Origin of the sequence: Mycobacterium sp., assembly GCF_040509115.1 — a bacterium.
Taxonomy (GTDB): domain Bacteria; phylum Actinomycetota; class Actinomycetes; order Mycobacteriales; family Mycobacteriaceae; genus Mycobacterium.
In genome coordinates, this window is sequence record NZ_JBEVLO010000498.1 from 1 (window position 1) to 19,324 (window position 19,324).

Consider the following 19,324-nt stretch of genomic DNA (forward strand, 5'->3'; position numbering starts at 1 on the left):
CACCAGGTCACCGCCGCGGAATGGTCCGACGTCGACAACCTGTGGACGCTCACCGTCGACACCGGTGCCGACGAGATCACGATGACCTGCTCGTTCCTCTTCGCCACCACCGGCTACTACAACTACGACCAGGGGTACTCGCCGACGTTCCCCGGCTCCGAGGACTTCGCTGGCACCATCGTCCACCCGCAGCACTGGCCGGAGGACCTCGACTACACCGGCAAGAAGATCGTCGTCATCGGCAGCGGTGCCACCGCGATCACCCTCATCCCCGCGCTCGTCAACGGAGGCGCAGGCCACGTCACGATGCTGCAGCGCTCGCCCTCCTACATCGGCTCTCTGCCGGACGTCGACCCCATCGCGACGCAGGCCAACAAGTATCTGCCCGCAGGCGCCGCCCACGTGGTCAACCGGTGGAAGGCCATCATCTTCAGCACCGCGCAGTACCAGCTCGCGCGCAAATTCCCCAACTACATGCGCAAGACACTGCTGACCATGGCCCAGCGCAGGCTCCCAGAGGGCTACGACGTCGAGAAGCACTTCGGCCCCCGCTACAACCCGTGGGACGAGCGACTCTGCCTGGCTCCCAATGGCGATCTGTTCAAGACCATTCGCAAGGGCGACGCCGACGTCGTCACCGACACCATCGAGACCTTCGTCCCCGAGGGCATCAAGCTGCACTCCGGCGACGTCATCGACGCCGACATCATCGTCACCGCAACGGGTCTCAACTTGCGCCTGTTCGGAGGTGCGGCCATCCGCCGCAACGGCCAGCCGGTCGACCTCACCCAGTCGATGTCCTACAAGGGCATGATGTTGTCCGGCATCCCGAACATGGCCTTCACCATCGGCTACACCAACGCCTCGTGGACGCTGAAGGCCGATCTGGTGTCCGAATTCGTCTGCCGCGTACTTAATTACATGGACGCCAACGGATTCGACACCGTCGTGCCCGAGCATCCCGGCAATTCAGTCGACGAACGCCCGCTGATGGACTTCACCCCGGGCTACGTACTCCGCGCCCTCGACACCCTGCCCAAGGCCGGCTCGAAGGCACCCTGGAAGCTCAAGCAGAACTACTTCCTCGACCTTCGGATGATCCGCCAGGGCAAGGTCGACGACGAAGCGCTGCACTTCACCAAACACCGTGCGGCGGTGACGGTTTAGCCCGGGGTAGGTCGGCCGCGACGACGCCTGCCTAACCGTCGTCTCCGACGACGCCTGCCTAACCGTCGTCTCCGACGACGACTATCCCGTCGTCATCGCAATACGCAATCTCGCCCGGCACGAACGTCACACCTCCGAAGGTCACCGCAACGTCGCGGTGGCCTTCGCCGGTCTTGGTGCCCTTGCGCGGATTGGTGCCGAGCGCCTTGATCCCGATGTCCATGGTGCGCAGCGCCGCCGCGTCGCGCACCGCACCGTGGATCACCAGACCGGCCCAACCGTTCTCGACGGCCAGTCCGGCGATGACGTCGCCGACCAGCGCGGTGTGCAGCGAGCCGTCGCCGTCGATCACCAGCACCCCACCGTCGCCCGGCGTGGACAGCACCGACTTGAGCAGCGCATTGTCCTGGAAGCAGCGCACGGTGGCGATCGGACCCGCGAACATCGTCGTCCCGCCGTAGTTCCGCAGCTGCAGGTCGCAGCTCCGGACATCGGGATGGATGTCGTCGACGAGGTCAGCGGTCGCGCGCGGGGTAACGGTCACGGCTCGATGCTAGCCAGCCCGGCCGGTTCCCACGGAGTCAGTCGTCGGTACGGCGCCGCGCGAGCACGACCACCAGAACGGCGACCAGGCCCGCTACGACAGCGACCGCGATGGGCAGCCGCGACGGCTCGGGGCCGGGAAGGGGAATGGGGAGCGGCGCCGAAGCGACCGTCGACTTTGCTTGCGCCGCAGCCTCTTTGGCGGGCGAAATCTCCGGTCGGTCACCGTTGGTGGCGGCCGCGGGCGTCGGCGCGACCGCGGCGGGCGGCGGGGGTGGGGCCTTCTTCGCCGCGGCCTTCTTCGCGGGTGCCTTCTTCGCAGGCACGGCCTTCTTGGCGGGTGCCTTCTTCGCGGGTGCCTTCTTGGCGGCCTTGGCCGGCTGCTTCTTGGCGGGCGGTTGCGGTGTGGGTGCCGTGCCTGCGTCCGGCGACTGATCGGTGGGCTCGTCGCCCGGGCGATCCTGCTCGTCGGCCATAGTGGCTGCTCCTTTGCAGTTTCGGGTCCAAGAGTCGGCGTGCGATCGGTAATCGACAGTGGTGCCCATCATGCCAGTCGGCGCCTCCGCACCTAACCGGTGACCGCCAACGCAGCCGCCAACGTCAGTGCGACGGCCATGATCGCCAATTCGACGCGGGACCGCAGCCTCGACACGCCCGCGGTCGCCCGGTGCGACCGGACGGCAGGCAGCCAACCTGCGCGATTTCGCCACGCCACCGCGATCAGGACCGCGGTGACGACCATCTTCGCCGTCAACACCCGCCCGTAACCCGTGGCGTACAGGGCGGCCGGGGCGTCCAAGACCACCACAGCCCCCACCATCCCGCAGGCCAGCAGCACGACGACGCAGACCAGCGACAACCGGGAGAACCGCGGCAGCACCCTGGCCCACTGCCCGCGATGACCGACCACCAAAACCAACGCGGCGAGCACCCCGCACCACACCGCCCCCGCCAGCGCATGGACGGCCACGGCGATGCCTCCCAGCGGGCTCTCGCCGAGGTGGCCAACGACGCTTCGCGCCGACACCCCGATGGCCGCAGCGCCGGCGGCCACGATCATGGCCTGCGGCGACCACCTGGGGGCCCGCACCACCGCCGCCACGCCGCACACGACCGCGGCGGACGCCACACACATCGCCCCCGTCCGGCCTGCGGCGGTCTCGGCGGCGAATTCGTAGGTGGTGCGGACGCCGACCAGCGCAAGGGACGTCCCCGCAGCCTGCGCCGCCTCGATGGACACCCGGAGGAGTTCGGCCACCACCCAGCACGCCGACGCCAGGACGAGTGGACCGGCCGCTCGCTCGGCGAGCTCGCCGCGATGCCGCGAATCGTCAAGCGCGGGCACCACGACGAGCCCCAGCGTGACCACCGCCGCGCCGTCGGCTAGGGCGCGAAACAAGCTGGTGGGCAACGAGTTCTGTGGATACGCAAGTGCCCAGGCCGCCGTGGCAGCGGCGGTCACGCACAGTGCGCCAGCGAGCACCACCCGGATCCGGTTCATCTGCGGCGTCGTACCGCCACCCACGCGCCGCCGGCGACGATCACCGCGGCCAACGCGATGAACGGCCACACTGGCACACCGTCAGCTACCGGGTCGCCGGGAGCCGCGACGGGCCGACCCGGCGAACCGTTGCCCGCGGTCGCCACGTCGAAGGACCACGCGCCGCTGACGACGTGACCATCCGCCGAGGTGACCCGGTAGTTGACGGTGTACGTGCCGGCAGGCCCCAGCGGCTGCCGCAGTGAGACGGTCGCGACGGCGCCTTGCACCGTCACCTCGTCGTTCGACCAGAGGTTGCCGTCGGGCCCCACGACCGTCATCGAGGCGAAGTTGGCTTGCAACTGCTCGTTGAACGTGGCGCTGACCCGGGCGGGGCCCGTCTGGACCGAACTGTCCGGTGCGGGGTCGGCGCTAACACGGGTGGCGTGGGCCGAGGCGGTACCCGCACCCGCGAGCGCCAGCACGGCGAGGACGATCACGACGAGGGGGGCGGTGAGCCGTCTACTCATGCCTTTCGACGTCCCAGGAGTGCCACCACGACCGCCGCCGCGGCGAGGACCAGTGCGCCGCCCGCGAGCCACCGCGCAGTGTCGTCGGGTGCCGCCGATGGAGCGACGGGGGCGGGGGTGGCCTCCGACGGCGCTGCCGGTTCGGACGACGCCACCATCGCGGGCGCCTGCGCGGGTTGGTGATGGTCGGGTGCCTCGTCCGCCGAACCGGTCAGGTTCAGCACGGGTGCGGGGTGCTCGGGTTCATCGCCGTTGGGCGGCGTCGGCTGGTCCCACTTCACGACCGTTCCGTCCGCGTAGGTCTGCGTGGCGGGGAACGCGACGGACGGCTCGTTGGGGAGTGCCACCGATACGTTGAACAGGGCGAACTGATCGGGGGAGATGCCGACCGAGGGCGCCGCGGTCCACGTCACCGAGCGCACGGTGCCGGCGGCGGCATCCCGGTCCAGCCGCGCCGTCCACCCTGGCATGACCTCAGTGCGGGCCGACGCGACGTTGGGCAGCGTCACGCTGAATGCCGTTGTGAGTGAACCGGTTTCGGACTCGCCGGGCACCCGGAACGTCAGCACGGCGGTGCTGCCGGGGGAGGCGCCGGTGGCGTCGACGTGAACGTGGGCGGACGCTTGACCCGCGCCCGCGAATAGTGCAAGGGACACGGCCGAGACCGCCGTGACGGCCGTGAGGAGGACGCGCGAAGACGCCGTGGGGGTGGATCTCATGTGGTTGTGCTTTCTGTGTCGTGAGGTGGTCGGTCGGTCAGCTGGCGTAGCTGACCGGCGGACCCCGATGCGACACTGACGCAGCGAGCAGGAGTGCTGCCCGAAGCGGCTGGTCTGCGCCAGCGCCCGTGATGAGCGCGGGGGCGGGGACGGGCTGACGGATCGGCGCCGACGCGGCGCGCACCGCGCGCGACATCGCCCCGCAGAGGTATCCACCCGTCGCGATGAGCCCCGCACCGACCACCACCGCCGCCAGGTGAGCGCCAAGCATCACACCCCACGGCGTCGCGGCCACCTGCCCGTGGGCGTGGCCTGCGGCAGCGAGAATGGTGTGGCCGATCAGCTGCCCCAGCCCAAGGAGCGCGACGAGGCGGGTGACGTCGTTCCCGACGCCGGCGGCCCGCCCCATCGTCGCCACCAGGGCGCCAATCACCAGGGCCAGCAGCACGAGCAGCGCCGAAGCGGCGCCGTACGGGAGCCCACCACCGGCGATCGCGTGCGACGCCGTCGAGAGGGTCGCGGTGAGCGCGCCTGCGGCGACCCCGCGAAGGCGCGCCTCCGGAGCCTTCGAGGCGACGAGCATGGGTTGGGTGGTGGGTCAGACCACGCCGAGGCGGGCCATCAGATCGGCGTCGATACCGTCGAGCTGGTCGGCGATGGCGTTGTGCGCTGCCCGGCGGCGCGGGGTCGGCATGTTCTCCGCAGCGGTCACCGCGGCGGACAGGTCCCTCAGCCTGCCGTTCACTGCGGCGACGAACTCCTTGGTCTCGGCATCCTTGGGCTTCTTGTCGGCGACCTTTCCGAGCGTCTGCTCGGCGCCGGCGATCCGGGCGGACAGGGCGCCACCCGATCCCGAGAACTGCCCGATTTGGCTAAGCGGGACGCCGAGTCGGTCGGCTCGCCTCCCGTCGACGAAGCCGCGTGCCGCGATGGCCGCCCGGTAGGCGATCGGGACCACGACGGGAGCCAACAGTCGCGAGATCATCAGCCCACGGCGAATGCGCGATGCCGAGAGCAGCTTCCCTTCACGCACGGCCTTCAACTGAGCCTCAGCAACCCTTATGGCGGCCTTGTCGCTGTCCCGCTGCGCCCTCAGCCCGGCCTTGATCGCCTTGGCCTCGCGTTTCTCGGCCGCTTTGATGCGTCGGGTCTCGTTCTTTGCGGCGAGCCGGGCCTCCAGCTTGGCCTTGGCCTTGATGGCGCGTGCCTCGGCTCGTCGGGTCGCGCGACTCTTCCGCCTCGTGAACAGGCCCATTCCCGGCTGCCTCCAGGTCATCTCGTCGCAATCAGGTGATCGATGTCGCCAACACTATCGCCGCTGGATCGTTGACACCGTTCGGCCCCGACGCAAGTCCCCGCATGCCGCCGTCCAGCAAACAGTTGAGCGTGACTGTGCAAGAATTGTGAAGGATCGGCCAGGCCGTGGCCCGGTGCCGCAAGGGCGCCCCGGTGGAGTCGTGAGAGGTGTGGGGACGTGGCTTCGCGAGTGTGCATCGCCGCGGCAGCCTGCGTAGTCGCATCGGGGCTGTTCGTGGCTAGTGCCGGTGCCACGTTGGCGTTTGCCGAGCCGGATGTTGGGCACGTCGGCGACAACGACGGCGCGCAGGTCGACGGGCCCGGCGGTACGGCCGTCGGTCCCACGTCGAAGGCCTCCCGGGGAGGGTCGGCGACGGGGAATCGGCCGACGGGACCGGTAATGGTCGGAGGAACCGGGCCCAGGCACCCGCCGCGCCAGGGCGACGATCGCGGCGGGACGAGTCCCGGCGGCGGCGCAACGGGAAGTGCCAGCCCGTCGCCCAGCAAACAATCTGAGCCGTCGTCGACGTCGATCCCGCAAACCGTGTCCACGACCCCCGGCGAATGGGGCCCGACCGCGACGACGCGAACTGCCGAGCCCGACCCCACCGGAACCACGAGCCGCACCGAGACCACCACGGGCGCCACCGAGACCACCACCAAGACCACTGAGACCAAGACCACCGAGACCAAGACCACCGAGCCCACCACCAAGACCACCGAGCCGACCACCGAGCCCACCAGCACCACCACGAGCAGCACGGCGGCACCGAGCGAAACCGGCGAGCCCGACCCGAACGACCCCGACGGCGACCCCGACCACGAGGAAGAACACCCCGGCTGGGGCTGGGGCTGGCCCTGGTGGGGACCGTGTCCCGATCATGGGACGCCGCCGGTGGGTCAACCCCCCGGCAGCGGCAGCGGAGGCGACAGCAGCGGATCGCCCGCCCAGGTGCCGAGTGGTCGCCCCGACCTACCCCCGCAGATGCAACTGCCGGTCCCGCCCGGCGAACTGACGCCGCAAGTACCCGGCATCACCGTCGAGCCGCTCGTCGACGCCGTGACCGGGCTGGCCACGGCAGCGGCCCAGTTGCCGTTCGCACCCGTCACCCTTCCCGTCATCGTCATCCCAGGGGGTGCAGGCATCCCCGGCGGCGGTGGCAACGGTGCCGGCGCGGGTGGTGCCGGACCCAGGCCTGGATCACCTTCTGCGCCAAGGAATTCCGGCCCGTCGAACAACGCGCCGCAGCGGGCGCAGGAGAACCCACCGGCAATCAGCCCCAACAACGCGGCCACTCCGGCGTCCTTCCGGGTGGGGTACGGCGAGTACCTGCGCAGCGCGGGCGTTGGGCAGGTGGCTGCGGTCGCGGTACCCGGCCTCGCGGGCATCCTGATCCTCACCGGCGCGGGTGGCCTTCTCGGGTATCGGCAGGCCAGAGCCGGGCATGCGGTGCGGGCGAACGGGACGGCGCGATTCGTGGGTTAAGGGGGTTCGTCCGCTCCAACGCCAGCGGACAGTCATAGTGGAGTCATCGAGAGGGGGTAGGTATGCCAGCCAGTCGTCGTGTCACGCGTGCGGTGAGTGAGGTCCTCGATCTCGCGCCGCGGCGCGGAGAAGTATCGCTTGCGCGTCTCGTGCAATCCGTCGCGGAGGACCGCGGAAGACCGATCGAGCTGAAGATGGCGGATCTGCCCGCCGGGGTGTGTGGTCAATGGCGGCAGTACTTCGACCGTGACGAGTTCCTGATCCAGCAGGGCCTGCCCGCGGGTGACCGGACCCTCGCGCACGAGTTGGGTCACCTGGTGCTTGGGCACGAGGGCATCTCGGTGGTCGAGGCCGCCAGGGAAAACACCGAGTTCGCGAGCTCCGACCTCATCGGATACATGCTCAACCAGCGCACCGGCTGCATGGGTCCCAGTGGCGAGGACTTCGAGCAGGAGGCCGAGGACTTCGCCGCTCTGCTGATCTACCGGTTGGGTCGATTACCGTCCGATCGTTCATCGATGGTCCAGGTCCGACTCGGAGAGGCGTTTGGTTGATCATCTGGGTGATTGCCGGTCTTCTCGGATTGGCAACAGGCCTGCGGATCGGCTGGGCACTCGTCAACAAACAATCCCTGGTCAGCTCGGCGATGATCTTGGCGCTCGGCAGTCTCGGCCTAGTGGCCGCGCTGAACTGGCAGCCGCTCACCCTCCTGATCGACACCCTGGTTCGGTGGCCGAACGTCTCGACCGTGTTGAGCCAGGTGGCCCTGATCTCTTGCGCGGCGGGCAGCTGCGTGATGATCACGTCGGCGGCGTCCAACCGCAAGCCGTCGACCATCAGGCGGATTGCGATGACTCAGTACGGCATCGCCTCGCTCATCGCGGTGCTGACGCTCGTGCTGTTCTTCGCCGCCCCCCAACAGCCGGAGATGGCCCCTGAGGAGTACCTGCGCCGCAACCTCGGCTCCGGGGGGCTGACGGTGTCGTGGCTGTTTCCGCTGCTCTACGTGATGCTGGCGCTGACCCTGGTGGTGTGGGCGGGGGTTCGGCACTCGAATCGGACCCGCCGCGGCCGCGCGCTCTTCGTGTTCACCACGGGCGTCGTGCTCATCGTGCTGGCGAGCGCGTTCTTCCTGCTGCGGGCGGTCGGTAGCACCGACTTCATCGGCGTTGGCGCAGCGGCCACGCTGCTGGGCTGCGCGATGCTGGTGGTGGCCAGCGGGTCGTTGTTGCCGAGCATCGAGGACTGGTTCGGTGCGCGCCGCGAACTCAGGGTGATCCAGCCGCTCCTGAACGAACTCAGCCGACGGCACCCCAACGTGGGGATCGGCGTTCGTCCGCGGGGACCCTTGCTCTTTCGCGTCGCCGAGCAGATGTCGATGATCTCGGACGCGTTGTACCTGGAGGCCACCAGGGCGCTGGGTGGCGAGGCCGCCGCGGCGGCCACGGACGACGACTTCGGGGGGTCTCCCGACGTGCCGCCCGACGAGCAGGCCCGACGCATCGCGGAATGGATTCATGCGGGCCGCGGCGGGGACGGGGATTCGACGAGCGCAAGGTTCCCCGGCCCGCATTGGCTGCGTCAACCGTCGTCGTGCTCAGACCGCGAATGGATCCTCGGCATCTCAGAGCAGTACCGCGCGTTGGAGGACCGCGTCAGCGTTGCAGCTGGCTGAGCCGATGGGGCCGCCGATTCGCCGAATGTGCAACCCGCGTCGATGACGCGGTGTCTCGGCTAATCGTCCAGGTGCTCTTGGCGACGAAGCTCGTCGACCTTTTGGACCAGATCCTGCTGCGCTTCTGGGGAGAGTCCGACCGTCCGCGCTGCAATACGGCGAATGCCCTCGTCGCGCATGCTGGCCAGCCAGGTCAGTTCCTTGTCGAGCTTCTCGTAGTACTCGTCGTCGGTGAAGTACGCCGGCTTGATACGGAAGTAGTTGGCAAGGGCTGCCATGGTGGCCACCGAGGGGTTGGTCCGGTTGCCTGAACGGAGCTGTGAGAGGTACGGCGCCGACATCGTGATGCCTTCGGCCTTGAGTGCGGCGATGACCTCAGCGGACGTGTGAGGGCCTCGTCCCGGCGGGTAGACCGTGTCGAACAGGCGGTTCAGCCTGGCGGCGAAAGTCATGCTCATCTATCTGTCCTCCACTTAGCGTTACGAGCGGGCATGTCAGCAGCGTATTTGCTGATCATCGTAGCGAGACTTCCGCCGACAACCAAGTGCAAACCACTGAAAAGTCTGCCATGCCCTCCATGGTCACCCGTAACTGCGTCGTCTAGCAGGGCCGATCTCCGGTGTGAACGCCGCCGAAGTGCAGCCCCGCTAAGCTAATACTAACGCTCGAGTTGTTTTGCCCCGATGAAACGCGGGCGACGAATTCGCCGCAGCTGGCAATCGGGCGCGGCCGGCAACCCTCCGACGTTCCCCAGCCAACGACATCGGTAATTTGCTCACCAAAATAATCATCGCCCGCTGGGGTTGCTGTGTTTTAGCTTTCGCGCACGTAAGCGATGCAACATGCAGGGCCGTCACGCCCTGTCAGTCGTTCGGCGGACAGTAGCCAGCCGCCCTGAGCGCCCGGCCTGACGACGAATCGCGCAGCGGGGGAGCAATCAAGGCTCGGCGTGCATCGCACCGGAAGGCGTCGGCGCGCCGGTGACGGGTGTATTCAGGCGGCGAGCAGCATCGCCAGGACGGCGGTGTCGGGGTGGGCGATCGGGTCAAGGCCAACGCGGCTCACCATCGACGTGATGGTGCCGTCGGACTCCGCCTCGACCCACGCCGCCCGGTGATCGAGGCCCAGATGAGGAAGGCCCGGCAACAGAACGCACCCCGAAGCCGCTCCCACGCACTCCGGCAGGGACGGGGTGGTCTCCGAGGGCGGATGCAGCATGAGCAGCGCGGGTGGCTGTCGATCCGAGAAGTAGCCCGGCCTGATTGCCGATGCCCCGACGACCGTCCCCTCCGCGATGACGAGCCCGACCGTGCCGGGTGCCGGCTCGTCGGGGAGCTCCTCGCGGACGCCAAAGATGGTCGTGGTCGAGAGCAATCCGGGAAGGGACGCGACCCGAACGGCCACCATCAACAGTTGCGCCCATTCCTTGGTGGAGTCCGGCCACCGACCTGACACGACGAAACCCTTCAGCGATCCGCCGGAGTGGAACGGAGCAATCTCGACGGCTCCATGCGATCCCGTGTCCATCATCGCCTCCGATCGGTGCGTACTGCTGCCGCCCGACACGGCTGTGGGTCGATTTCGACAGGATGCGGTAGGAGGGCGTTAGCACGCAAGAGGACACGAGTGCCAGTGCCGATCTTTCCCGAGCCAGTCTGTCGAGCCAGTGCCGAGCCAGGGTCGAGCCAGGGTCGGGATCAGATGCTCGGATCCACTACCTCAAGCCACGGGCGTCGAGACGGTCCACACCACGCGATAGGAGCCGGCAGTGGGCACCCAGCCGAACTTCCTGGAGTCGACGACCCCTCGCGCGTCGGGATTGTCGGAGAGTGCCTCGAACGTCGCGTCACGGCCAGCTCCCCGAACTCCCCCGACCCGTTTGACGAGCCACCGCGTGGGAACACCCGGAGCCAGCGTCGGATCGGGGAACACCCGCACCTGGCCACTCCTGGCCCGGCCCCAGCGCAGCCCGAGCAGACCATCACCCGGCTGCAGCGAGGGACGCATCGAGTCCTCGACGACGGCGAAACGACGCACCGGCCAGCGTCGAGAAGGATGGTTGCCGCCCACCCCCAAAGGGTAGGTTAAAGGCCATGCTGCATCGACTCTTCTCCAATGCCACACCCGCCCACGCTCATTGCGACCTGTACTGCGGCGTCTACGATCCCGCGCAGGCCAAGATCGAGGCGCTCTCGTGCCTCAAGACGCTGAAGAAGTACAACGATTCCGACGATGACCACTTCCGCACCCGCGCCATCATCATCAAGGAGCAGCGCGCCGAAGAGGTCAAGCACCACCTGATGGTGCTGTGGGCCGACTTCTTCGCCCCGGCGCACTTCGAGCAGTTCCCCGAGCTGCACCAGCTCTTCTGGGACGGCATCCACGGCGCTGGTGAAGTGAAGAAGTCGACCGACGTCGCCGAGGCCGAGAAGCTGCTCGCGACGATCGACAAGATTTCCGACATCTTCTGGCAGACCGACAAGGCCAAGGAAATGGGCGTCTACCCGCCAGCCTGACGACGCTTCCGGAGCGAGGGCCGGCTTGGCGCGTGAGCGCCGGGTCGGCCCTCGTTCGCGCCCTAGGTAAGGACGATCAGCGCGAGGATGCCGAGAAGGACCAAGGCGATGATCCCCGCGCGAAGGCATGCCATCAGATGACTCTGGGTGTGCACGTGCGCGGAGGTTTGCCACCCAGAGGGTGGGACGGCGGAACTCGGGCCCAGCGGATGCGATGCCATCAACAGCTCCTGACCTGCACGATCAATGTGGTCCCCCAGTGAGATCCGTCACAAGCATTCTTGGTGTCGCCGATCATAGCCGCTGTGCTAGCCGCACGAAAATCCGCTGCTGCCTGCCTTGACGGACGGGGCGAACCTGTCGGATCGGGCAGGTGGCGCACCCCCGTGGTGCGACCGCACGACGGTTGACCGCGCGACTGGTCGACCGCATTTCCGTTCAACTGCTCGACGCCCTTCGCTCCCCGGCCCGAAACCTGTTGATCACGCGCTCGCCACCCCGTGGCGTTATCCCCAGTCCGTTTCAGCTGACTCGGTGAATCACCGGCTCAGATGGGCTGGCCGAGTTTGCGTGCCTGTGGATGAATCTGTGGAAACTGTGGATAGGGACGTGATTGCTGCGGCACCCGTGCCAGCATTGTGGGCATGAATCCGGGCATCGAAGGTGGAGGAGACAACCACGTGGACTCGTCGACATGAGCGAGGACGAGGTAGTTCAGGCGCAGATCGCCGACGTACCGGTGACGTTCGACGAGTCGGTCGTACTCCTCGACGTCCGCGAAGACGACGAGTGGGCGCGGGGGCACGCAGCAGGTGCGCAGCACATCCCCATGGGCGACGTTCCGGCCCGCATGGCGGAGATCGACACCGAGGCCACCCTGTACGTGGTGTGTCACGCAGGCGGCCGGTCGCAGCGTGTTGCGCAGTACCTGGCCCGCAACGGTTACGAGCCGATCAACGTCGCAGGCGGCATGCTGTCGTGGAGCGAAGCCGGGCGTCCCGTCGTCACCGACGACGGCAGTGCGGGCACCATCTGAGGAACCGTAGGCTGGTCAGGTGATCCAGGTCTGTTCACGGTGCGGAACGCGGTGGAACGTCCGCGACCGTCAGCGCGTCTGGTGCCCACGTTGCCAGGGGGCGCTGCTCGCGCCGACGGCTGAGTCGTCGCCGTCGCAGTGGGCTGCAGCGCCGGTCCCGGGGACGGCCCAGCCGGGCTCGCCCCAGAGTTCTCAACCAGGTCCGACCAGCCGGTTGCCGCAGGGCTACCGCTGGATCGCGGTACGGCCGGGTGCGGCACCCCCAGCCCGGCGCAACGAGCGCGTCCTCGGGCCAACTCCGCGGTATGCGGTGGTTCCCCGGTGGGGTCTTCACGAACAGTTCGAGGTGGCTCCGACCGTCCCAGTGGTGGAACGGCCCGCTACGTCGCCGCGGCTGGTTCGCGCGACCTTGACCGCCACGCTGATCGTGCTCGGCGTCGCCGCGGTGGTCCACATCGTCCGGTACGCGCTGCTGCTCATCAACCGCAGCACTCTGCTCAACCCGATCGTCGCGGGCGCCGCGACGTGGGGCGGCATCGTCGCGAGCGTGCTGGCGTTCTTCACGCTGATCGCCACCATGGTCGTGTTGATCAACTGGCTGATCAATCGTCGCGCGGCGGCGTACGCGCTGCACGGGGCGACCGATCCCCGCCCGGCCTGGCAGATCTGGCTGGGGTGCCTGGTGCCGGTGGTCAACCTGTTCTGGGCGCCGGTGTTCGTAATCGAACTCGCGCGTTTCGAGGGACGTCTGCCCCAGTTGCGCGGCACCATCGCCGCCTGGTGGTGCGGCTGGTGGATGAGCTTCCTTCTGTCGGTGTTCTCGATCGCCACCAGCTTCACGCGGGACGCGCAGGGTATCGCCGACAACACGGTGGCCACGATCGTCGCCTATCTGGGGTCGCTCGCAGCGCTGCTGCTGACCCTCAAGGTGTACGGCGGCTTCGAGCGCAGACCGGTCGATCGGCCGGTCAAGCGCTGGGTGATCGTGCCCGACGAAACGCCACGTGACCGGGTGACAGTGGACGATTCCGAGCCGGCCACCTCCGAAGCGCAGCAGGATCTGGTCAACGCGGGCGGCGACTCGAAGGTCCATGCCAAATCGGCCGCGAAATCGGATGTGAAACGGGACGTGAAATCGGATGTGAAATCGGCGGTTCCGGTTGAGTCCAAGCGGGAAGAACCGGCAGCATAGCCTCATGGGTTCGGGCGAGGGCGCGCTCGCGGGTCATCCGTTCGTGGTGGCCCACCGCGGTGCTTCTGCCGAGTTGCCCGAGCACACCATCGCCGCTTACGACCTGGCGTTGAGGCAGGGTGCCGACGGGGTCGAGTGCGACGTGCGGCTTACCCGCGACGGCCACCTGGTGTGCGTGCACGACCGTCGGGTGGACCGGACGTCAACGGGAACCGGGCTGGTCAGCGAGATGACGCTGGCCGAGCTGCGGGAGTTGGACTACGGCGCGTGGCATCCCAGCAGGCGGGCCGACGGCAGCCAAGGTGACACCGGACTGCTGACTCTCGATGCCCTGCTGTCGTTGGTCCTCGACTGGAATCGGCCGGTCAAGATCTTCATCGAGACCAAGCATCCGGTGCGTTATGGCGCGCTGGTCGAGAGCAAGGTGTTGGCGCTGCTGCACAGGTACGGCATCGCCTCGCCGGCGTCGGCCGATCTGTCCCGTGCGGTGGTGATCTCGTTCTCGGCGGCCGCGGTGTGGCGGATCCGCCGGGCTGCGCCGCTGCTCCCGACCGTGCTTCTCGGCGAGACGTCGCGCTACCTTGGCGGCAGCGCGGCTACGACGGTCGGTGCGACGGCGGTCGGCCCGTCGATCGCGACCTTGCGCGAGCACCCCGAACTGGTGGACCGGGCGGCAGTTCACGGCCGTGCGCTGTACTGCTGGACCGTCGACCACTACGAGGACGTTCGGTACTGCCGTGACGTCGGGGTGGCCTGGGTTGCCACCAACCACCCCGGGCGCACCAAGGATTGGCTCCAGAACGGCCTCACCGAGGCAGGTCTGGACCAACCGGACGGGGACACTCCCTGACGAGGGGCAGTTGGGGCTCCGGAGCCCGTTCCCGAGCGCCGACCATTCTGGCCGGTGCAGGCAGGGCGCGATGGACGATGCGGTGACGACTCGTGTGCAATGGGTTTGCGGAAAACCCTCGGCGGACTCCCGGTCAGTGGTGCCGATCGCGCTCATCTCGACGAGAGTGTCAGGGCGACAAGGCATCTCGCCGCAGTATGCCATGCCTGCCCTGAAACGAGTCCCGAATGACGTCCGGCGTCAGACTTGGCGCGAGGCGCCCGATGAAATCAAGCAGATAGGCGCGCAAGTAAGTGCTGGCGCGCAGATTGATGTACACGGCGCTGGAATCGAACAGATGGTCCGCCGGCATGACCCGAAGCCCCCGATCGCGCTCCGCATCGAAGGTGACAGCGGTCAGGATGCCGATTCCGAGACCCATTGCCACGTAGGTCTTGCAGATGTCGGCGTCGATCGCGCTGAGGACCACCTTCGGTTCCAGTCCCGCGGACTCGAAAGCTGCGCGCACCTTCCAATGTCCGCTGAATCGGTTGTCGTAGGTGATGATTGGATATCGGGCCACCTCCTCGAGGGTCAGGGTGCCGCAATCGAGGAGCGGATGTCCGACGGGTGCTACCACCACCCGATCGAGCGTGAAGCATTGCAGCCGAACGAGACTGGGGAAAGTGGTGAGCGATTCGGTCCCCAGGGCAAGGTCCGCAAGTCCCTCGTCCACCATCTGACAGATCCCGACGGGATCGCCCTGTTTGAGCACTATCTGCACGTCCGGATATTCGGCGATGAACGGGCCGATCACCGGTGGTAGCACGTACTTGGCTTGAGTGTGTGTCGTTGCGATCGTCAATGTTCCGCGATCGCTGGCCAGCAGATCGTGCTTGAGTGAGCCGATGCTGTCGACGTCGGCGAGGATTCGCTTGGCGGTATCGACGACGACGGTCCCGGCCTCCGTCAACCCCTCGATGTGATTGCGGGTCCGCGCGAAGAGGGGGAAGCCAAGCTCGGCTTCCAGGAGCTGCAGCTGTCTGCTGACACCGGGTTGAGACGTGTGAAGGGCCCGGGCTGCGGCGGAGATGTGAAACCCCTGCCGGACGATCTCCAAGACGTATTCCAGCTGCTGCAGCTTCATGCCCATTCCTAGTGTTCCATCGGCCGATCGCGGCTATGCCATTTCAGTATACCGCTATCGCATAATGGTCTAATCCGCTATGTGTTTCTGCTCTAGAATTTGGTTACTCGCATCACATTCTGGCCGGGAAGGGTCCCGGGTAACCAAGCAGAAATCGGAGTTGATCGATGGGCATGGCAAGAGGCGATGAGTCGTACGACGTCATCGTGGTGGGCGGCGGCAATGCTGCGTTGTGCGCAGCGTTGAGTGCCACCGAAGGTGGGGCGCGGGTCGCGGTGTTGGAGCGGGCACCCGAGTCGCAGCGCGGAGGCAATAGTGCGTACACCGACGGTCTCATGCGATTTGCCTACGACGGTGCCGACGACATTCGCGCACTGGCCCCCGACCTGACCGATGAAGACATGAGCGTCTCCGACTTCGGTAGCTATACCGAGGCTGACTTCTACGACGACATGGGGCGGATCACCCAATACCGCACGGATCCCGACCTGTGCGAACTCCTGGTGTCCAGGAGCAGGGAGACCATGATGTGGATGCGCGACCAGGGCATCCGCTTCATGCCCGATTTCGGTCGCCAGGCCTACAAGATCGATGGCAGGTTCAAGTTCTGGGGCGGTGCGACCGTGGCGGTCGCCTCCGGCGGACCGGGTCTCATCGACGGTTTGTACGCAGCCGCCGAGAAGCGGGGCGTAACGATCTGTTACGAGGCATGGGTGCGTGAACTCGTCCACGACGACACCGGCGTCCACGGCGTGCGGGCGACGATCGAGGGCTCCACCCGCTACCTGCAGGCTGGTGCCGTAGTACTTGCGTGCGGCGGGTTCGAGGCCAATGCCGAAATGCGTTCCCGCTACCTGGGACCCGGGTGGGATCTGGCCAAGGTGAGAGGTAGCCGGTACAACACCGGTGACGGCCTCACGATGGCATTGGAACTCGGGGCTCAACCGTACGGACACTGGTCAGGCTGTCACTCCGTCGCCTGGGAGCAGAACGCCTCCGACTTCGGCGATTTGAGGCTCACCCCGCAGTTCCAACGCCACAACTACCCATTCTCGATAATGGTCAACGCCGAGGGAAGGCGGTTCGTCGACGAGGGTGCGGACTTCCGCAACTACACGTACGCCAAGTACGGGCGCGCCGTGCTTCAGCAGCCTGGTCAGGTCGCATGGCAGATCTTCGACAGCAAGACCGCGCACCTCTTGCGCGACGAATATCGCACGCGTGCGGTCACGAAGGTCCGGGCCGACACTCTCGATGGGCTGGCCGCCAAACTTCCCGAGGTCGACAGCGCCCAGCTCTTGCGCACGTTGGAAGAGTTCAACGCGGCGGTCCGGGACGACCGACCGTTCAACCCGAACATCAAGGATGGGCGAAGCGCCGACGGCCTCGAGGTCCCGCGCAGCAATTGGGCGGTCAAGCTCGACACGCCGCCGTACACCGCGTACGGAGTCACCTGCGGAATCACCTTCACGTTCGGTGGCGTCAAGATCGACGACCACGGCCAAGTCGTCGACGTCAACGAGCACGTCATTCCGGGTCTATTCGCCGCAGGGGAGATGGTGGGCGGCATCTTCTACTACAACTACCCGGGCGCAAGCGGCTTGACCAGCGGTGCGGTATTCGGCCGCCTCGCAGGCGCGAGCGCGGCACGCTGCGCCAACGCCGTCGAACTGAATTCAAGCATGTCGCATGGCGACGAAAGGATTGCCCACGTATGACCGGCACTGTTGTTAACAGCACCGAAACCAGACCAGTTACAAGGGAACTCGCGCACTTCGCCGCGCAGTTTCGGTACGAAGACTTGCCGGCACCCGTCATCGCGATGGCCAAGCATGCGGTACTCGACAGCATCGGCTGTGGAATCTACGGTTCAGCCACCCCATGGGCCAACGCGGTGCTCAACACCGTCTCGCTGTTCGGCCAAGCGCAGACGGCCTCGGTGTGGGGCCACCCGGTCAAGGTCGACCCACTGGGCGCTGCCCTGGTCAATGGCACTGCCGCCCAGGGCTACGAGCTCGACGACTGCCACGACCAATCGATGTCGCACTACGGCGCAGGCGTGGTGCCCGCGGTACTTGCCGTCGCCGAAGCATTCGGCCCCTTCGACGGGCGTCAGGTGATCGCCGCATTGGTCGCTGGCTACGAAGTCGGCACCCGCGTCGGAAACACCGTGAGCCCAAGCGCTTTTCATCGAGGCTTCCATCCCTGCGGTCTGACGAGCACGTTCGGGGCCGCCGCCGCAATTGCGAAGCTGCTGGACCTGGACACCGAGCAGTACGTCAACGCGCTTGGGCTTGCTGGCTCGCAGGCCGCGGGCCTGATGGCCGCACAGTTCGGGGCGATGGCCAAACGCTTCCATTCCGGCAAGGCAGCAATGAACGGCATCATCGCGGCCTTCGCCGCCCGCGAGGGCCTGACGGGTGTGCGGGATGTCCTCGAGGCCCCGTACGGCGGGTTCTGCTCCTCATACGCCTCGGAGTACGACCTGGACTACGCGACCAATGATTTGGGGCAACACTGGGAGATACTCCGCAACGGCTTCAAGCAGTACTCCTCGCTCGCCAGCAGCCAAACGTCGGTCGACGCACTACGGGCGATCCGGGCCGCCTCCAACGTTGCGCCCGAGGACGTCGAGAGCGTCCTGGTCGAGACCACCGAGATGGTCTACGTGCACTGCGGGTGGCCGTACGTACCGAACGGCGAGACCATCACGGCGCAGATGAATCTGCCGTACACCGCTGCCGTCACCCTCATCGACGGCACGGCGTTCATCGACGGTTACACCGACGAACGGCTGACCGACCCCCAGGTGTTGGCGCTCGCCGATCGGGTCAAGGTGGTGATCGCACCCGACCTCGACGCCCTGGGGAAGGACGAAATGCGCGCGGTGCGAGTCACGTTGACGACACGCTCCGGCGATACCCACCGGGAGAGCGTCACCTACCGCAGCGGACATTGGAAGAACCCCATCTCCGAGGCGGACCTGTCGGCCAAGTTCCACAACCTGGCCACCCGCATCATCGGTGATGACGCGGCTCGGAGCATCGAACAGATCGTGCGCGACCTGGAGAACCGGGCCAATCCGGTCGGAGACTTGACCGCACACCTGCACGCAGCCGTCACGCGGGAGAGCTGACATGACCAACACGCTGGCAACCACCTATTCGGAATTCTGCAGTTCCCTACGCGCGCAAGACATCCCGGAAGAGGTGCGGCGGGCGGCCCAGTGGCACGTCGTGGATTCGATCGGAGTATCCGTTGCAGCCGCGGATAGCCACGAGGAGACGGGTCGCGCGCTGCGGCGAGCGGCCGGGCTGTGGGGGCCGGATTCCGGGGCGACCGTCCTCGGCACGGGGCAGCGACTACCCGCAGAATCAGCGGCATTGATCAACGGATCCCTCGCGCAGGCTTTGGAGATGGATGACAAACACGGCTCATCGCTGGCACGCCCAGGATCGACGGTGATACCGGCGGCGCTCGCGGTGGCCGAGTGTCGCGATCGGTCCGTCGGCCAGCTGCTGACCTCGGTGGCCGCCGGATACGAGGTAATGATCCGGCTCGGCTTCGTGGCGGGAAAACGGTTCCTGGCCCGCGGCTATCACACCAGTTCACTGATCGGGGGTTTCGGCGCCGTCGCCGCGATCGGCAACCTCGAGCAGCTCACGCCCGAGGAGATCACCGACGCGTTGGGCATTGCGGGCACATTCG

General features: G+C 67.1%; 23 protein-coding genes. 11 read left to right on the plus strand and 12 right to left on the minus strand.

What is annotated here, in order from left to right; genetic code table 11:
- The coding region (locus ABW137_RS33630; protein WP_526406917.1) for a flavin-containing monooxygenase at window positions 1–1,167 on the plus strand (1,167 nt) is incomplete at its 5' end.
- Window positions 1,168–1,225: 58 nt separating this feature from the next.
- Here the strand turns inward: ABW137_RS33630 and rraA are convergent.
- The 7 genes from rraA to ABW137_RS33665 form a co-directional block, all read right to left on the minus strand.
- Window positions 1,226–1,711, minus strand: a complete 486-nt coding sequence (rraA, locus tag ABW137_RS33635) for a ribonuclease E activity regulator RraA (protein ID WP_526406919.1) — start codon at window positions 1,709–1,711, stop codon at window positions 1,226–1,228.
- A gap of 37 nt (window positions 1,712–1,748) precedes the next feature.
- Window positions 1,749–2,186 carry a hypothetical protein gene (locus ABW137_RS33640; protein WP_526406921.1) on the minus strand — a complete coding sequence of 146 codons (438 nt, stop codon included), beginning with the start codon at window positions 2,184–2,186 and terminating at the stop codon, window positions 1,749–1,751.
- Window positions 2,187–2,278: 92 nt separating this feature from the next.
- The gene (locus ABW137_RS33645; RefSeq protein ID WP_526406923.1) at window positions 2,279–3,211 is read right to left on the minus strand and encodes a CopD family protein; all 933 of its coding nucleotides are present in this window, start codon (window positions 3,209–3,211) and stop codon (window positions 2,279–2,281) included.
- On the minus strand, window positions 3,208–3,720 hold the full coding sequence (locus tag ABW137_RS33650; protein ID WP_526406925.1) for a copper resistance CopC family protein: 513 nt from the start codon (window positions 3,718–3,720) through the stop codon (window positions 3,208–3,210). Before ABW137_RS33650 ends, ABW137_RS33645 begins: the two co-directional genes overlap by 4 nt.
- Window positions 3,717–4,439 (minus strand): YcnI family protein, encoded by a 723-nt coding sequence (locus ABW137_RS33655; RefSeq protein ID WP_526406927.1) that lies wholly within the window; start codon window positions 4,437–4,439, stop codon window positions 3,717–3,719. The genes ABW137_RS33650 and ABW137_RS33655 overlap by 4 nt, the downstream gene beginning before the upstream one ends.
- Before the next feature lie 37 nt (window positions 4,440–4,476).
- Window positions 4,477–5,022 carry a hypothetical protein gene (locus ABW137_RS33660; RefSeq protein WP_526406929.1) on the minus strand — a complete coding sequence of 182 codons (546 nt, stop codon included), beginning with the start codon at window positions 5,020–5,022 and terminating at the stop codon, window positions 4,477–4,479.
- Between the two features lie 15 nt (window positions 5,023–5,037).
- A complete protein-coding gene (locus tag ABW137_RS33665) occupies window positions 5,038–5,694 on the minus strand; it encodes a DUF6474 family protein (protein WP_526406931.1) in 657 nt (218 codons plus the stop codon).
- A gap of 219 nt (window positions 5,695–5,913) precedes the next feature.
- On the opposite strand from ABW137_RS33665, the gene ABW137_RS33670 reads away from it, so the two are divergent.
- From ABW137_RS33670 to ABW137_RS33680, 3 genes are all read left to right on the plus strand, one after another.
- A complete protein-coding gene (locus ABW137_RS33670; protein ID WP_526406933.1) occupies window positions 5,914–7,221 on the plus strand; it encodes a hypothetical protein in 1,308 nt (435 codons plus the stop codon).
- A gap of 62 nt (window positions 7,222–7,283) precedes the next feature.
- Window positions 7,284–7,775, plus strand: coding sequence for a DUF955 domain-containing protein (locus ABW137_RS33675; RefSeq protein ID WP_526406934.1), 492 nt, complete (start codon window positions 7,284–7,286; stop codon window positions 7,773–7,775).
- A complete protein-coding gene (locus ABW137_RS33680) occupies window positions 7,772–8,896 on the plus strand; it encodes a hypothetical protein (RefSeq protein ID WP_526406936.1) in 1,125 nt (374 codons plus the stop codon). The genes ABW137_RS33675 and ABW137_RS33680 overlap by 4 nt, the downstream gene beginning before the upstream one ends.
- A 59-nt stretch (window positions 8,897–8,955) precedes the next feature.
- Here the strand turns inward: ABW137_RS33680 and ABW137_RS33685 are convergent, their stop codons facing one another.
- The 3 genes from ABW137_RS33685 to ABW137_RS33695 all read right to left on the minus strand — a co-directional run bounded on the left by ABW137_RS33685 (window position 8,956) and on the right by ABW137_RS33695 (window position 10,903).
- Window positions 8,956–9,354: a helix-turn-helix domain-containing protein gene (locus ABW137_RS33685; RefSeq protein WP_526406938.1), complete on the minus strand. Its 399-nt coding sequence runs from the start codon at window positions 9,352–9,354 to the stop codon at window positions 8,956–8,958.
- Between the two features lie 535 nt (window positions 9,355–9,889).
- Complete coding sequence (locus ABW137_RS33690) at window positions 9,890–10,423, minus strand: peptidase (RefSeq protein ID WP_526406940.1); 534 nt, start codon at window positions 10,421–10,423, stop codon at window positions 9,890–9,892.
- 192 nt (window positions 10,424–10,615) lie between these two features.
- The gene (locus ABW137_RS33695) at window positions 10,616–10,903 is read right to left on the minus strand and encodes a S24/S26 family peptidase (RefSeq protein ID WP_526406959.1); all 288 of its coding nucleotides are present in this window, start codon (window positions 10,901–10,903) and stop codon (window positions 10,616–10,618) included.
- Window positions 10,904–10,989: 86 nt separating this feature from the next.
- Here ABW137_RS33695 and sodN point away from each other — a divergent pair, with 86 nt between their 5' ends.
- Window positions 10,990–11,412: a superoxide dismutase, Ni gene (gene sodN, locus ABW137_RS33700; protein ID WP_526406942.1), complete on the plus strand. Its 423-nt coding sequence runs from the start codon at window positions 10,990–10,992 to the stop codon at window positions 11,410–11,412.
- A 62-nt stretch (window positions 11,413–11,474) separates the two neighbouring features.
- Here the strand turns inward: sodN and ABW137_RS33705 are convergent, their stop codons facing one another.
- Window positions 11,475–11,633 (minus strand): hypothetical protein, encoded by a 159-nt coding sequence (locus tag ABW137_RS33705; protein WP_526406944.1) that lies wholly within the window; start codon window positions 11,631–11,633, stop codon window positions 11,475–11,477.
- Window positions 11,634–12,106: 473 nt separating this feature from the next.
- Between ABW137_RS33705 and ABW137_RS33710 the strand changes: the two genes are divergently transcribed.
- The 3 genes from ABW137_RS33710 to ABW137_RS33720 are packed head-to-tail and all read left to right on the plus strand — an operon-like array spanning window position 12,107 to window position 14,490.
- Window positions 12,107–12,448: a rhodanese-like domain-containing protein gene (locus ABW137_RS33710; protein WP_526406945.1), complete on the plus strand. Its 342-nt coding sequence runs from the start codon at window positions 12,107–12,109 to the stop codon at window positions 12,446–12,448.
- A gap of 19 nt (window positions 12,449–12,467) precedes the next feature.
- Window positions 12,468–13,640 carry a DUF4328 domain-containing protein gene (locus tag ABW137_RS33715; protein ID WP_526406947.1) on the plus strand — a complete coding sequence of 391 codons (1,173 nt, stop codon included), beginning with the start codon at window positions 12,468–12,470 and terminating at the stop codon, window positions 13,638–13,640.
- 4 nt (window positions 13,641–13,644) lie between these two features.
- Window positions 13,645–14,490, plus strand: coding sequence for a glycerophosphodiester phosphodiesterase (locus ABW137_RS33720; RefSeq protein WP_526406949.1), 846 nt, complete (start codon window positions 13,645–13,647; stop codon window positions 14,488–14,490).
- Window positions 14,491–14,659: 169 nt separating this feature from the next.
- Here the strand turns inward: ABW137_RS33720 and ABW137_RS33725 are convergent, their stop codons facing one another.
- The gene (locus ABW137_RS33725) at window positions 14,660–15,616 is read right to left on the minus strand and encodes a LysR substrate-binding domain-containing protein (RefSeq protein ID WP_526406951.1); all 957 of its coding nucleotides are present in this window, start codon (window positions 15,614–15,616) and stop codon (window positions 14,660–14,662) included.
- A 173-nt stretch (window positions 15,617–15,789) separates the two neighbouring features.
- On the opposite strand from ABW137_RS33725, the gene tcuA reads away from it, so the two are divergent.
- From tcuA to ABW137_RS33740, 3 genes are all read left to right on the plus strand, one after another.
- Entirely contained in the window at window positions 15,790–17,334 is a 1,545-nt protein-coding gene (tcuA, locus tag ABW137_RS33730; protein WP_526406953.1) for an FAD-dependent tricarballylate dehydrogenase TcuA, read from the plus strand.
- Window positions 17,331–18,752 (plus strand): MmgE/PrpD family protein, encoded by a 1,422-nt coding sequence (locus ABW137_RS33735; RefSeq protein ID WP_526406955.1) that lies wholly within the window; start codon window positions 17,331–17,333, stop codon window positions 18,750–18,752. Before tcuA ends, ABW137_RS33735 begins: the two co-directional genes overlap by 4 nt.
- 1 nt (window position 18,753) lies before the next feature.
- A partial coding sequence (locus ABW137_RS33740; RefSeq protein WP_526406957.1) for an MmgE/PrpD family protein occupies window positions 18,754–19,324 on the plus strand: 571 nt, incomplete at its 3' end.